Below are 13508 nucleotides of genomic sequence, written 5' to 3' on the forward strand. Positions count from 1 at the left end.
TGGGAGGTGGGTCAGTAGAGCGTCGGTCGACGATCACCGAACAGGTCGTTGTAGTCCCCTATGCGCTTGTCGCCGGGCGTCACTCGGAAGGTCGCGGTCACGACGCCGCTCACGCCCTGCGCGACGATCCAGCCGTCCCCGTCGATGACGACGGTGCCCTCGGTCCACGGGATGCCGCGTTCCTCACCGTGGCGGTCGGCGACGACCGTGGGCAGCCTCGACGACCGCGCCGCCGCCATCGCCTGGATGATCTCGGGCGCGTGCTCGGATTCGGGCCGGGGAACGAGAGGCCAGTTGACCGGCAGCGCGAGGATGTCCGCCCCGCTCAGGGCCAAGCGACGCGGCACCTCGGGGAACTCGTTGTCGTAACAGATGGCGACCCCTAGCCTGCCGACGGGCGTGTCGACGAGGATGCCGGCATCCCCGCCCGGCGTGAAGATGCGCCGCTCCTGCCCCCACAGGTGGCTCTTGCGGTAGACCGCCAGCAGCTCGCCGCCCGCGAACACCGCGGCGCTGTTGAAGAGGTCGTCGCCGGCCCGCTCGCAGAAACCCAGCACCACGACGGTGGACCCGTCGAGACCCCGGACCACGGCGAGGAGCGCTTCGCTCGAGGCATCCAGTGCGCTCTCTTCCGCTTCGGCGCGGTCGGCGAAGACGTAGCCGCTCGTCGCGAGCTCCGGCAGCACAATGAGCCGCGCCCCGGCGGCGGTGGCCGCGGCGATGCCCTCTCGGATCTCGCCGAGGTTGCGCTCCACCTCACCGATGTGCACACGAGTGCTTACGGCGGCGACGGTGACAGCCTGATCCTCACCCTGAGGCGCGTCGGCTGCCGGTGTGGCGTCGTTCATGTAAGCGCTCCTGCGTTGATCGGGAGGCAGCACCCGGCCGGACGCCGCCTCTGAGACGGACTATGCGTTCCCGAGCCGGTCGAGACGCATGGTCGCGGTCGCGCTGTGCGCCGCCATGCCCTCGGAGTCGGAGATCGTCTGCACCGCGTGGGCGAGCTGCGGGGTGGTCTCCTTCGCGACCCGCTGATACGTGAGCGGCTTGAGGAAGCGGGAGACGGAGAGCCCGGCGCTGTGCTTGGCACCCCCGGCCGTCGGAAGCACGTGGTTGGTGCCCGCCATTCCCTTGTCAGAGTACGCGACCGTGCTCCACGGGCCGAGGAAGATCGAGCCGTAGTTGCTGAGGTGGTCGTGGTACCAGTCGTCGTCGCGGGTGATGACCTCGAGGTGCTCCGGCGCGAGGTCGTCCATGAGGGTGACGGCCGTCTCACGGTCGGCAGCGACGGTGACGGTGCCGTAATCGCGCCAGGCCGCACCGGCGATCTCCGCTGTCGCGAGCGTCTCGAGCTGGCGCTCGACGGCCTCGATGACGGCGGTGCCGTGCTCTGCGGATGTCGTGACGAGCGCCGCGGGGGAGTTGGGGCCGTGCTCGGCCTGGCCGAGGAGGTCGGCGGCGACGATCTCGGGATCGGCCGACTCGTCCGAGATGACGGCCACCTCGCTGGGACCCGCGAGCAGGTCGATCGCGACGGTGCCGAAGAGCTGCCGCTTCGCCTCGGCGACGAAGGCGTTGCCCGCGCCGACGAGCATGTCGACGGGCAGGTCGCCGAGCAGCCCGAAGGCCATCGCGGCGAGCGCCTGCACGCCTCCGAGCACGAAGACGCGGTCGCCGCCCGAGAGGTGGGTCGCGTAGACGACCGCGTCGTTGGCTCCGCCGCCCGGCTGGGGAGGAGTGCAGGAGATGACAGTGGGTACCCCGGCGACCTTCGCAACCCCGACCGTCATGAAGGCGGATGCCGTGAGCGGGAAACGGCCCGCGGGCAAGTACGCGCCCACCCGGCCGACGGGCACGTAGCGTGCGCCCGTCACGAGTCCGGGGACGAGCTCGGTCTCGAAGCCCGTGAGCCCCGCGCGCTGGGCGGTGGCGAAGGCCTTGGTGCGCTCGGAGCCGAGCTCGATCGCCTCGCGGAGGTCGGCGGGGAGACGGTCGCCGCTCGAGGCGATCTGCGCGGAGCTGAGCTCGATGTCGCGACCGTCGTAGTTGTCGAGGCGGCGCGCGTAGTCGAGCACGGCATCCATCCCCCGGCGCTCGATCTCGCTCAGCATCTCGCTGACGGTGCTGATGACGGCGGGGTCGCGCTGCGCCGCGGGAGCGTCGATGAGCGGCGTCTTGAGGTGGCGGAAGGACCCCTGCAGGGAGGCGAGAACTGGTTCGGAGTAGCGCATGCGGCAACAGTACGCAGGCGCATCCTCCCCCACAAGCACGTTGAGTCCTGGGCGTTCCACAGGGTTTCCCTATACTGGCGGGGGACCCGTGAAGGACGGCACCAATGACACTCACCCAGCTCCGCGCGTTTCTCGCGGCGCTCGAACTCGGATCCTTCACCTCGGCGGCGGTCGAGTTGGAGACGACCCAGGCCTCGGTCTCCGAGCTCGTCGCGCGTCTGGAGCGGGAACTGGATGTAAAGCTCTTCATTCGCGGGGGCAGGCGACTGGTGCCGACCGCCGCCGCGGCCGAGTTGCGCGAGCACGCCGTTCAGGCGGTCACCGCCCTCGGCAATGGGATGGAGGCGGTGCGGGCCCTCAATTCGCTCGAGAGCGGAACCTGCACCTTCGGCGTGCTTCGCAACGCCGCCTACTACGACCTCTCCGACCTTGCGCGACGCTTCCACGAGCGCTACCCCAACGTGAAGATCCGCCTGGTCGGCTTGAACTCGGCCCTCGTCGCCGAGTCCGTCGCCAGCGGCGAGATCGAGGCGGGCCTCGTAGTGCTGCCCGTCGCCGCCGCGGGCCTCACCGTCACCCCGCTGCGGCGAGACGAGGTGCTGTTCGCCTCGACGACCCGTGACGCCGAGGGCGGTGCCGTGACCATCGAGGAATTGGCCGAGGCCAAGCTTGTGCTCTACGACGCCTACGCGGGGTGGTCAGACCCGACCCGACTGCAACTGCGCGAGCGCGCTCGGCTGCGCGGTCTCGAGATCGAGCCGGCGATCGAGGTGGAGCACGTCGAGACGGCGCTCGGCCTCGTCTCTGGCGGCTCGGTCGACACGATCGTGTGCCGCACGGTGGCGGAGTCGAGCGGCTTCCCCAGCGACATCCGCGTCTTTCCGATGGCGGAGCCGTTCTACGACACGATCGCACTCATCCACCGGGAGGGCGCACTGCTGTCGCCGGCCACCCGACGCATCGCCGACCTCGCAGTGTCGATGCTCGCTGGTGAGTAGACCCGAGTCCGTCGCCGTGGGGCGGGTGCCCGACCCACGGCAACGGCCCTAACGCGGGTCGACGGGTGAGGGCACCGAGGCGCGCGCCTCGATCGAGCGCCCGGCGTCGAAGAGCACATCCTCGCGGAAGCGGCGACCCACGAGCTGCACGTTGATCGGCAGCCCGTTCACGACCGTCACCGGCACGGAGAGTGCCGGAACGGAGAGCGCAGCGATTGACATCATGGGCCACTGGGCCTTGACGAGTTCCTCCATGCGGTCGACGTCGCGGACGTCTGCATCCACCTCGAAGGTCTGCTCGGCAGAGATCGGCAGCACGAGCACGGGATACTGCTGCAGCGTGATCTGAAGTTCGCGCACGAGGGCGGCACGGCGCGTGTACCCCTCCACGTAGTCATTCAGCTCGAAGCCCGAGACGACGCGGCGCATGGCGGCGAACTGGTTGTCGGCCGACTTCTTGATCGCGTCGTCGCCGTACTGGTCGATGAGCTTCCCCAGCCCCGCGAACTCGACGCCCTGCACGACCTGCCACCACAGGCGCCAAGCGTCTGCGAAGAGGTCCAGGTCGATCTCCTCGACGATGTAGCCGGCGTCGGTGAGCGACTCGACCGCCTGAGTGATCGCGGCGTCCACGGCGGGGGCGAGGTCGACGACCCCGACGGAACGGACGACACCCACGCGGATCGGTCCCTCGAGCGGCTCACCCTCGAGCGGCACTGGCACGCTGAAGGGGTCCTTCGGGTGCCACTGCGCCATGGCGGAGAAGGCGAGCGCCACGTCGTCGACCGTGCGCGCGAGGGGGCCTTGCACCTGCATCTGCTGCGTGCCAAGCAGCGGGGCGCCGAGGCGCGGTGTCGGCCAGTCCGGCACGCGGCCGGGGGTGGGGCGCAGGCCGACGACGCCGCAGCTGGCCGCGGGGTAGCGGATGCTGCCGCCGATGTCGTTGCCGTGGGCGATGAAACCCATGCCGGATGCGACAGCCGCCGCCGCGCCACCGCTGGACCCGCCCGGGGTGCGCGTGGCATCCCAGGGGTTGAGGGTGCGGCCGTGCAGCTCGTTGTCCGTGAACCACCGGATGGAGAACGACGGCGTGTTGGAGCGACCGACGAAGACGGCGCCCGAGGAGCGGAGGTTCTCGATCGCGGGGTGGTCTTCATCGACGACATCGCCCGCGAACTCGGGAACCGAGTTGGTGGTGGCATGTCCCGCGATGTCCGTGTTGATCTTGGTCGTCACGGGAAGCCCGTGGAGCACGCCGAGCGGCTCGCCGGAGCGGAGCCTCGCATCCGCCGCGTCGGCAGCGGCAAGCGCCTCATCCCCCGTCACCTCGACCACTGCGTTGACCCGCGGGTTCACCTCGTCGATGCGAGCGAGCACCGACTCGGTCACCTCGCGCGAGGAGACCTCGCGCGCGCGGATTGCCTCCGCCGTGCGGGTCGCCGTCCAACTCCAAATTGCGTCAGTCACTTCTTGCCTTTCACTGGTGGCGCCGAGCGCCGATTTTGTTGCCTCAGCTCACGACCAGGAGGTCGGTCACGGCGGTGGGGTCGGTGCGCAGCTCGTCGCCGGGGCGGTCAAGCACGATTCGGCCCTTGACCATGCCGACGATGCGGTCGGCGTAGGCCAGCGGATACCTCGGCCCCTGCTCCACGAAGAGCACGCCGACTCCCGTGGCCGCGACGGCACGCAGCGCCTCGAGCGCCGCTTGAGCGAGCGAGGGCTGCAGGCCCTGCGAGAGTTCGTCGATCGCGATGAAGCGCTCGCCAGCGAGGATGGCGCGGGCGATGCCCACCTGCTGCTTCTGGCCGCCGGAGAGCTGACCGGCGGGCTGCTCCGCGCGCTCGACGAGGAGCGGGAAGAGCTCCTTCACATCGACGGGTGGGCGGTAGCCCCTGCGCTCGGCCAGCCGCAGGTTCTCCTCGATCGTGAGAGTGGGGAACACGCCGCGGTCGTCGGGCAGGAGGGTCATGCCGCGCCGGGCGGGTACCTCGGCACGGCCCGGAGGAAGGGGCTTGCCGTCCATCGACAGCCCGCCGCCGTGACGGTGACACAGGCCGAAGATCGCCCGCAGCAGCGTCGTCTTGCCCACGCCGTTGCGCCCCAGGAGAGCCGTCACGGTGCCCGCCTCGAGGGTCAGGGTCACGTCGTCGACGACGGTCGTCTTGCCGTAACCCGCGGTCAGCTTCTCGATCGCCAGCATCACACCGCTCCCAAATAAGCCGTGCGCACGTCGTCATGCGACACGACCTCGTCCATCGTTCCGACTGTTAGCACCCGGCCGTTCGCCAGCACGACGACCCGGTCGGCCAGTTCGCGCACGATGTCCATGTCGTGCTCGACGACGAGGAGCGTGCATCCCAACTGCCCGTTGAGGCTCCGCATGAGGGAGGCGAGCCGCAGAGAGTCCTCGTGTGAGAGACCGGCCGCGGGCTCGTCGAGCAGCACGACCTCGGGTCCCCAGGCGATCGCCATGGCGAGCTCCAGCGAGCGCTGGTCCGCGAGCGACAGGTCGCTCGCGAGCAGGTCGTCCATGGCGGAGAAGCGGTCCAGCTCCGCCGGCAACTCGACCGCCCGGAAGGCCTCTGCTCGCGCGAACGCCATGTTCTGCGCCGGGGTCAGGTCCGGGTAGAGGCTCGGTACCTGAAAGAGGCGGCCGAGGCCCAGGTGGGCCCGACGGTGCGGCGCCCAGTTCGTGACATCCTCTCCAAGCACCTCGATACGGCCCGACGTTGGAGCAAGGTCTCCCGCGATGAGATTGAGGAGCGTCGTCTTTCCTGCCCCGTTGGGGCCGATGAGGCAGACGACTTCACCGCGCTGGATGGTGAGGTCGACGCCGTTGATGATTGGCACGGGGCCGAACGACTTCTGCACCTGGCTGACGCGGACGGCGGCCGCGCCCTCAGCGGGAATGTGCTTGGGTGCATCCGGAGCGCCGTTCGACGCGATGACGGCACCCTGCGATGCCGCCCTCGACACGCTGCGGCGCAGCAGGCCGGAGGCGATGCCGACGAGGCCCGAGGGGGCGAACTTGACGACGAGGATGAAGACGACGCCGAGCACGAGCAGATACCAGGCCCCGATCGCGTCGCCCAGGTACTGCTGGCCGATCGTGACGACACCGGCACCCAGAAAGACGCCGAAGATGGTGCCCTTGCCACCCACGGCCACCCAGACGAGCACCTGGGTCGACATGACGATGCCAAGCGTTGCGGGCGAGACGAGCCCCATGACGGGGGCGGCGATCGCGCCGGCCGCCGTCGCGACGAGTGCGCTCAGCACGAAGGCCGTGACTTTGGTGCGCATGGGGCTCACACCGAGGTGCTCGGTGCGGTGCTCGTTGAAGCGCACGGCCACCGCGCGGCGGCCGAAGCGGCCCCTCAGCAGCACGACCCAGATCACGGCGACGATAAGAAAGACGAGGATGCCCGTGACGTAGAAGTTGGTCACGACGCCGGGCGACGGCACGTAGATGCCGTTGCTCCCGTTGGTGAGGCTCAGCCAGGAGCGGGCGCCCTGCTCTGCGAGGAGTGTGAGGGCGAGCGTGATGACGGCCATGGTTGACGCGAGGGCCCTCGGTCCGAGGCCGATGCGCCCGACGATCAGCGCCACGACAGCCGAGAGAACGAGTGCCGCGACGGCGCCGAGCAACTGGGGCACACCGTTCTGCCCGGCGATCGCCACGCCGTAGGCACCCAGGCCGAAGAACGCCGCGTGGCCGATGCTGACCACGCCCGCTCGGCCCCACGAGAGGTCGAGGCCGAAGGCGAAGAGCCCATAGGCGAGCGCGAGCGTCAGAAGGGCCAGCGGATAGCTCGGCAACACGAACGGCGCGGCCGCGATCGCGACGGCCGCGGCCGAGAGCGCCACCCAGTGACGGGTGGCGACCCTCGGCTCAGGCCGCGACGGGGAGGTCACGCGCATCGGGGCGTGATCCCCTCAATGTCGGCGGGGAAGGTCTCGACGGGCACGTAGGCGCCGCCCTCACGGATCTCGAAGCGGGCCGTCTCCGTCATGAAGAAGCGGTCCTCGTTGAAGGAGCCTCCACCGAAGACCCCGTTCTCGACCTCGCCCTCGCCGAGCGCCTTCGCGATGTCGGCACCCTCCGTGGACCCCGCCTGCTCGACGGCGTCGGCGATCATGAGCATGCCCTCATAGGCGTTCGCGGCGACCGAAGGTATCGGGTCGGAGAAGTCGTACGCCTCGCGGAACGCGTCAACGAACTCCTTGTTGGCCTCGTTGTCGAGCTGGTCGGAGTAGCGCCCGACAAGGGTGAGGCCGTGCATGCGGTCGGTGAGACCTGGGTAGAAGTCGGCGATGAGGCTGACACCCGTGAAGCCCATCGAGTCGAGGATGCCGGCCTGGTCCGCCTGCGTGACGAGAGCCGTGGCGTCCGCACCGACGACCGCCGTCAGCACCCAGTCGGGCGCGGCCGCTTTGATCTTGGAGATGACGGGCTGCCAGTCGGCCGTGCCCATGGGCGAGTACTCCTCGAGCACGACGGTCGCGCCCAGCTCCTCGAGCACAGTGCGCGCGTCCGCGAAGTAGCCGCGCGGGAACGCGTAGTCGTTGCCGACGAGCGCGACCTTGGTGCCGTGGTCGGCGATCATCTGAGGCAGCAGGCCGTTGAGCAGCGAAGCGTTCGGCTCGCCGAAAGGGAAGAAGTATTGACCGCACACGCCTGCGTTGCCGAGGATGGCGGAGGAGAAGGGCACCTTCGCCGACTCCGCGACCTGCGCGACGGCAGCCGTCGTGTCGCCGGGGATGGTGCCGAAGATGTAGTCGACCTGGTCCTGGCTGATGAGGCGCTGGGCCAGCTGCGTCGACTTGGCCGCATCCGCCTGGTCGTCGACTGTGACGACCTCGACCGGCTGGCCGAGCACGCCGCCCTCAGCGTTAATCTTCTCGATCGCGAGCTCGAAGCCGCGCTGCATGGCGGTGGCCTCCTGCACGACGGGGCCTGTAACGGGCGAGATGAGCCCGACCTTGAACACGTCGTCGCCTCCCTCGGTGCCGCCCCCGATGGCCCCGCCAGCACACGCGGCCAGCGAAGTCGTGAGAGTGACGGCGGCGATGATGCCGCTCGTGCGCCGAAGCGCGGTCATGCCGCGACCTGCGCGGGCTGCGTGCGTGGTTTCCATTGGACCTTCCTCCAATCAATGCCGTTCGGGCGAACGGCGACCAGGACGATGAGCAAAGCGAAGAGCACGACCTGAGCCAGGGTCTCGTTGAGGTAGGTGCGCAGCACCGTGCTCAGGAGGGCGACGACGAATGCGCCGAAGATCGCGCCGGGCAGCGAACCGGCCCGACCGAGCAGCACGGCGAAGAACGCCGGCGCAAGGAATGCGGCCCCCACCATCGGCGTGACGCCGAGGAGCGGACTCTGCAGGGCACCGGCCAGCACGGCGAGCATCGCGCCGACTGCGAAGGTACCTGTGACGACGAGGCGCGGCGGGATGCCGAGCACGGACGCCATGTCGCGGTTGTCGACGGTGGCTCGCACGACGAGGCCCAGTTTGGTGCGGTAGGTCACGAGCAACACCGCCGCGACGATCGCGAGTGCGACGACGGCGATGATCAGGCGGTAGAGCGGGTAGCTCACGCCCAGGATCTCGATGTTCTCCTGAATGGGAGCGCGCACCGAGGCTGGAGTCGAACCGAAGATCGCGTTCGCGCCCTCCCGAAGCACGATGCTCACACCCCACATCGCGAGAAGCGTCGCGAGGAAGCCGCGTTCGTAGAGGTTTGAGAGCACAAGGCGCTCGATGACGACCCCGAGCACGAGCCCGATCAGCACGGCCAGGAGGAGACGGGGCAGGAACGGGACATCCGCCAGAGCGAACATGACGAAGGCGCCCACCATGACAAGTTCGCCGTGTGCCACGTTGACGACGCCGAGCTGGCCGAAGATCAGGCCCATGCCGACGGCGAGGAGGGCGTAGAAGCCGAACAGGGTGAACACCGAGAGGGCGAGGGTGACGACGGCGTCCATCGTCACGCCACCTCGCGTGGATCTACGGACGGAACCACTCCGAGACGTTCATTGCGACAGTGCATGAGGCTATGCTCAGCAGTGGCACCCTCCGCTCAAAGCAAGTGAGAACAAGAGGGGCCGCAGTTCTCAATTTCGCCGCAGATACAGCTCCCGCACGATCTGCTCCGGGTCCACCTGAGGGGTGGCGATTCCGGCGACGAGGAGCGTGAGCATCTGGAGCCTACGGTTGGATTCGCGGATTGCCCCCGCCATCTCGATGGCGTCATTCGGATGCGCCGTGCGACGGATCTCGCCGTGCTCCTGGCCCAGCGCCCAGAGCTCAGCGAAGCTGGGGTCGAACGCGTCGCGGAGAGGACCGATGCCGGAAGGGTCGTGGCCTACCCGCAGACCGAGGGCGTGGATGAACTCGGCGTCCGCGGTCGTCATCCGCGTATACATGTCGATGATGCCCACGACGCGGCGGAGGCCCTGAGCCGTGGGCTCCGCCCCCTGCTGTGGCGACGTCTGGGCGGCCTGCCGCATCTGAGTCCAGCGGTAGACTGATACGCCGTCGAGCAGATCCTTCTTGCCCTCGAAGTGGCGGTAGAGGGTCGCGGTGCCGACACCCGCCGCCTGTGCGATCTCACGGATGCTGACGCCGTCGCCCTTGACGGCTACGAGATCGCGCACGGCCTTGATGATGGCGACGCGATTCTGCTGCGCGTCGATGCGCACGACATCGACGTCGCGTGTGTGGAGAGCCATCGCCCCTCCCTACGGTCGTGGTTGAGCACATGCTAGCCACTCGTGAGCGAGGTCGCGAACGCGCCGCCAGCGGTGAGGGGTAGCACTGGTAGGGTGCCGACGATCCGCCACCCGTTGAAGGAGCGCCACGCCCATGCCCTCAGCAGCCGAACTCTTCTCCCTTGAGGGCACCGTCGCTCTCGTGACAGGCGGCGCGACGGGGCTCGGTCTTGCGACCGTCGAAGTGCTCGCATCGGCCGGCGCCCACACGGTGCTGTGCAGCCTGCCTGCCGACGAGCCGGAAGCGGTGGCGCGCGAACTCGCCGACCGCGGTCTGCCCGTCACGGGCCGCGCCTGCGATGTCGCGGATGAGCGCGAGCTCGACCTCCTGGTGGAGTGGGTGCTCGCGACCCACGGCCGCATCGACACCGTCTTCTGCAATGCCGGGGTGGCCCTCGACACGGGACCGCACACGAGCAGCACCGATGCGCAGCTCGACCGCATGTTCGACATCCATGTGCGCAGCCCTCTCCGCCTCGCGAACCGCACGATTCCCCAGATGGCCGAGCGCGGCGACGGCGCGTTCATCATCATGTCGAGCCTGTCGGGGCTGCGAGGCAACTCCATGCTGGGTCTCTACGGCATCACGAAGGCGGCCAACGCGCAGCTCGCTCGCAACCTCGCCGTGCAATGGGGTCACAGCGGCGTGCGGGTCAACGCCATTTCGCCCGGGGTCATCGCAACCGAGTTCGCCAAGCCCATCACGGAGGGCGCGGGCCGGGATGCTCGGCTCGCCAAGACCCCCATGCGACGCTTCGGCGACCCCAGCCATGTCGCCGGCACGGTGCTGTGGCTCGCCTCGAGGGCGGGCGGTTTCACGAGCGGGCAGAACATCGTGGTCGACGGCGGCACCCTCGTAAGTGACTGATACCGTTTGAGCCTCGGCAGCGTCAGTGGGTGTCGAAGATCTCCTGGTAGGCGCGGATCGCCGCAATCGTGGCGGCCCGCTCCTCGGGTGTCGGCGCAGCAGGGTCCGCCGCGAACGGCAGCGGCTGGAGTAGCAGCGACGCGCGCGATGTCGACAGGCACGGTCAAAGTAGCGCCCCCTCGATCTGCGGCCTGCCGGGTCCAGCTAGTCGGTGATCATCTCCACGCGGCTCCCCTGCGCGAGCGGGGAGCGGGATGCCGCCGATTCGAGGACCGATCGCAGCCGATCCGGATCCACACCGTAGAAGTAGAGCGACGTGTTCTGTGGCCCCGCCCACCACGACTGGAGCGTGGCGTGGCCTTCGAGCTCAGCGACCAGATCATTGACCAGGTCGTTGACGTCGTTCTCTGCATAGACCTCGTCGGGGAGTGACGTCCCGTCCAGGGTCAGGGCAAAACCGTGGGTGATGCCAAACGGCACCTTTGGCCCGTCCTTGATGGTCAACCATGAGCCGACGGGAGCGCCGAACGATTCCAGCGCCTCGATCACTTGGGGGACGGCATCCTCTGTGTCACCAACGACTGCCAGGTCGGAATCGCAGGACAGCGGACCCTTCTCAGGATGGAACTCTGTACCGCCGCCGACCACCTGACTGCCGGGTGCGATGCGCGCGAATGCCTCGTCCAGAGGGTCTTCGTAGACGCTCCCTCGATCCAATGGCCGCACACGCGCGTTCAGGTGCACGAAGACGTTCGCCTCCGGCTCAACGGGAGGCTTCTTCCGTCTGAATATGCCCATTTCGTGAGCATAGAGGGGGCACTCACCTCGGCGCGCTCCCCCACAGCGGGGGCTCCCGCGGATCAGCTCTCCTGAGCAGAAGCGCGCTCACTCGGAGGTCGGAAGGTTCCTGCTCGCCGCGAGCGCGACCGCACGGAGCACCTGCTCCACGGTGGGCACTCCTGCCGCCCGGAAGGTTTCCTTCCCCTCCGCGTTGCGCACGATGACCGTCGGCGTCGCCACGATCGTGTTGCTCTCGGCCAGCTCCGGCACGGCTGCGACGTCGTGCTCGACGAGAGCAAGGGTGGGCAGCATCCCGGTGACCCGCCCGAGCACCGCGCGAGTCTGACGGCAGGCCGCGCAGAAGCTCGAGGAGTACAGCTCAAGCTGCACGCCGTGCGCTACCGAGTCGCTCATGCTTCGACGCTAACCCAGCCAACCCCATGCGCGACCTACGCGCTCGTCTCCTCGGTCTCCTTCAGCTCCGGCTCGCGGTGCTTCAGCCACGCGCTGAGCGGTGCCGAGGTGAGGCCGTGGACCACGACGGATGCTGCGATCGCGACGGTCACATAGACGAAGATGTCATGGTTGCCGGTGTGCCGCTCCGCCAGGGTGGCGTAGAACAGCGCCGAAACGCCCACGGGGGCGAACCAGCTGAGGAACGCCGTCTCGGGGCGATCATGGATGCTCGCGATCAGAGGGCGCAACGCCCACACGGTGACCAGTCGCCGCAGGAGCACCGCAGCAAGGATGACGACGGGCGCGATCCAGCCGAGGCGCGCCCACTCGGCGAGCGGCAGTGCGATGCCGAGGAGGATGAAGACCGGCAGCAGGAACAGCCGGGCCATGGCGTCGTGCACCTTGTCTTCCTCCGCCTCCTCGCGCTGGGGGATCACCTGGCCGAAGACGGCCACGCCGACGAAGACGAGGAGCAGAGCATCCGTGCCGATGAGTTTGCCCGCCCCTAGAAGAAGCAGCGCGAGGGGCACGATGAAGGCCAGGTAGGAGCTCTCCTCCATGAGGCCCTTCTCGCGGACCAGGATGAAGAGTTTCGCCAGCAGATACCCGGCAATGGCCCCGATGACAGCGGCACCAAGCACCTCCCACAGCAGCACCGTGGTCAGCAGCTCCTGCCACGCGTGGCCCGGTTTGGTGATGAGGAGCACGGGCAGCATCACGAAGAGGTAGGCGAGGCCGTCGTTGACTCCGCTCTCGGCCGAGAGGTTGTGGCGCACACGCTCGGTGACCTTCTGCTGCGCGAGCGATCCGGTGACGATGGGGGTAGTGACGACGGGGTCGGTCGGCGTGACGATCGCGCCGACCGCCAGCGCCACAAGGAACGGCGCGGCGAGGCCCCACCACAGCACGCCTGTTGCGACGATGAACATGAGGACCATGCCGAGCCCGATGATGGCCGCGATCCAGCGCACGTTCTCCTTCCAGTACCCGTGCGGGAGCCGCAGCGCGACGCCGGCGAGGCCCACCCCGAGGGTGATGCGGGCAACCTCTTCGAGCAGCGTGCCCGTGGGCACCCCGAAGTCCTCCATCCGCAGCAGCCCCAGCGCGTGCGGCCCGATCAGCACACCGAACGCCAGGCACAGCAGAGGGCCGGGTACGCTGGCGCGCTGCAGCACGGTGGAGAAGGCAGCGAACACCAGCAGGGCTCCCGCGAAGAGAGTCAGCACGAGATTGACGTCCACCAGGTCCTCACAGTTCTGCCGGCTGGTCAGGTCTTCTTGACCGTACGTTCGAACAGAGCTGTGCAGCACCTGCTCTCACAAAGGATTGCGACAGGCAGTGAGGTCGCAGGAACCGGATCGCGTCTTGGGGCAATCGCTGCAGCGTCTAAAACCGTCGCA

13 protein-coding genes are annotated in these 13508 nt (G+C 68.6%); 2 read left to right on the forward strand and 11 right to left on the reverse strand.

All coding sequences use genetic code 11. The features are described 5' to 3' along the window. Positions 1-11: 11 nt before the first annotated feature. Together OH146_RS07610 and hisD are read right to left on the reverse strand one after the other, a co-directional pair. Positions 12-848: a nitrilase-related carbon-nitrogen hydrolase gene (locus OH146_RS07610; protein WP_265159088.1), complete on the reverse strand. Its 837-nt coding sequence runs from the start codon at positions 846-848 to the stop codon at positions 12-14. Positions 849-908: 60 nt separating this feature from the next. Next, on the reverse strand, positions 909-2231 hold the full coding sequence (hisD, locus tag OH146_RS07615; protein WP_265159090.1) for a histidinol dehydrogenase: 1323 nt from the start codon (positions 2229-2231) through the stop codon (positions 909-911). Between the two features lie 104 nt (positions 2232-2335). Here hisD and OH146_RS07620 point away from each other — a divergent pair, with 104 nt between their 5' ends. Continuing rightward, complete coding sequence (locus OH146_RS07620; RefSeq protein ID WP_265159092.1) at positions 2336-3229, forward strand: LysR family transcriptional regulator; 894 nt, start codon at positions 2336-2338, stop codon at positions 3227-3229. A 48-nt stretch (positions 3230-3277) separates the two neighbouring features. On the opposite strand, the gene OH146_RS07625 is transcribed toward OH146_RS07620, so the two are convergent. The 6 genes from OH146_RS07625 to OH146_RS07650 form a co-directional block, all read right to left on the reverse strand. After that, positions 3278-4696, reverse strand: coding sequence for an amidase (locus OH146_RS07625; RefSeq protein WP_265159094.1), 1419 nt, complete (start codon positions 4694-4696; stop codon positions 3278-3280). A gap of 43 nt (positions 4697-4739) precedes the next feature. Further along, a complete protein-coding gene (locus tag OH146_RS07630; protein WP_265159096.1) occupies positions 4740-5429 on the reverse strand; it encodes an ATP-binding cassette domain-containing protein in 690 nt (229 codons plus the stop codon). Beyond that, complete coding sequence (locus OH146_RS07635; RefSeq protein ID WP_265159099.1) at positions 5429-7150, reverse strand: branched-chain amino acid ABC transporter ATP-binding protein/permease; 1722 nt, start codon at positions 7148-7150, stop codon at positions 5429-5431. Before OH146_RS07635 ends, OH146_RS07630 begins: the two co-directional genes overlap by 1 nt. Next, positions 7141-8367 (reverse strand): ABC transporter substrate-binding protein, encoded by a 1227-nt coding sequence (locus tag OH146_RS07640; protein WP_265159101.1) that lies wholly within the window; start codon positions 8365-8367, stop codon positions 7141-7143. Before OH146_RS07640 ends, OH146_RS07635 begins: the two co-directional genes overlap by 10 nt. Beyond that, positions 8328-9218, reverse strand: coding sequence for a branched-chain amino acid ABC transporter permease (locus OH146_RS07645; RefSeq protein ID WP_265160700.1), 891 nt, complete (start codon positions 9216-9218; stop codon positions 8328-8330). The genes OH146_RS07640 and OH146_RS07645 overlap by 40 nt, the downstream gene beginning before the upstream one ends. 129 nt (positions 9219-9347) lie before the next feature. Beyond that, complete coding sequence (locus OH146_RS07650; protein ID WP_265159103.1) at positions 9348-9965, reverse strand: TetR/AcrR family transcriptional regulator; 618 nt, start codon at positions 9963-9965, stop codon at positions 9348-9350. A 133-nt stretch (positions 9966-10098) separates the two neighbouring features. Between OH146_RS07650 and OH146_RS07655 the strand changes: the two genes are divergently transcribed. After that, on the forward strand, positions 10099-10872 hold the full coding sequence (locus tag OH146_RS07655; RefSeq protein ID WP_265159105.1) for an SDR family NAD(P)-dependent oxidoreductase: 774 nt from the start codon (positions 10099-10101) through the stop codon (positions 10870-10872). 204 nt (positions 10873-11076) lie between these two features. Here OH146_RS07655 and OH146_RS07660 read toward each other — a convergent pair whose 3' ends face one another. From OH146_RS07660 to OH146_RS07670, 3 genes are all read right to left on the reverse strand, one after another. Then, on the reverse strand, positions 11077-11670 hold the full coding sequence (locus OH146_RS07660) for a hypothetical protein (protein ID WP_265159107.1): 594 nt from the start codon (positions 11668-11670) through the stop codon (positions 11077-11079). A gap of 87 nt (positions 11671-11757) precedes the next feature. Further along, a complete protein-coding gene (locus tag OH146_RS07665) occupies positions 11758-12066 on the reverse strand; it encodes a thioredoxin family protein (RefSeq protein ID WP_265159109.1) in 309 nt (102 codons plus the stop codon). 35 nt (positions 12067-12101) lie between these two features. Beyond that, entirely contained in the window at positions 12102-13349 is a 1248-nt protein-coding gene (locus OH146_RS07670) for a cation:proton antiporter domain-containing protein (RefSeq protein WP_265159111.1), read from the reverse strand. Between the last annotated feature and the right edge of the window lie 159 nt (positions 13350-13508).

Source organism: Homoserinimonas sedimenticola, from assembly GCF_026094475.1.
Taxonomy (GTDB): Bacteria; Actinomycetota; Actinomycetes; order Actinomycetales; family Microbacteriaceae; genus Homoserinimonas; species Homoserinimonas sedimenticola.

Coding starts and splice junctions, on each gene's coding strand:
- OH146_RS07610 (WP_265159088.1), bottom strand. CDS start 848: ATGAACGACGCCACACCGGCAGCCGACGCGCCTCAGGGTGAGGATCAG.
- hisD (WP_265159090.1), bottom strand. CDS start 2,231: ATGCGCTACTCCGAACCAGTTCTCGCCTCCCTGCAGGGGTCCTTCCGC.
- OH146_RS07620 (WP_265159092.1), top strand. CDS start 2,336: ATGACACTCACCCAGCTCCGCGCGTTTCTCGCGGCGCTCGAACTCGGA.
- OH146_RS07630 (WP_265159096.1), bottom strand. CDS start 5,429: ATGCTGGCGATCGAGAAGCTGACCGCGGGTTACGGCAAGACGACCGTC.
- OH146_RS07635 (WP_265159099.1), bottom strand. CDS start 7,150: ATGCGCGTGACCTCCCCGTCGCGGCCTGAGCCGAGGGTCGCCACCCGT.
- OH146_RS07640 (WP_265159101.1), bottom strand. CDS start 8,367: ATGGAAACCACGCACGCAGCCCGCGCAGGTCGCGGCATGACCGCGCTT.
- OH146_RS07645 (WP_265160700.1), bottom strand. CDS start 9,218: ATGGACGCCGTCGTCACCCTCGCCCTCTCGGTGTTCACCCTGTTCGGC.
- OH146_RS07650 (WP_265159103.1), bottom strand. CDS start 9,965: ATGGCTCTCCACACACGCGACGTCGATGTCGTGCGCATCGACGCGCAG.
- OH146_RS07655 (WP_265159105.1), top strand. CDS start 10,099: ATGCCCTCAGCAGCCGAACTCTTCTCCCTTGAGGGCACCGTCGCTCTC.
- OH146_RS07660 (WP_265159107.1), bottom strand. CDS start 11,670: ATGGGCATATTCAGACGGAAGAAGCCTCCCGTTGAGCCGGAGGCGAAC.
- OH146_RS07665 (WP_265159109.1), bottom strand. CDS start 12,066: ATGAGCGACTCGGTAGCGCACGGCGTGCAGCTTGAGCTGTACTCCTCG.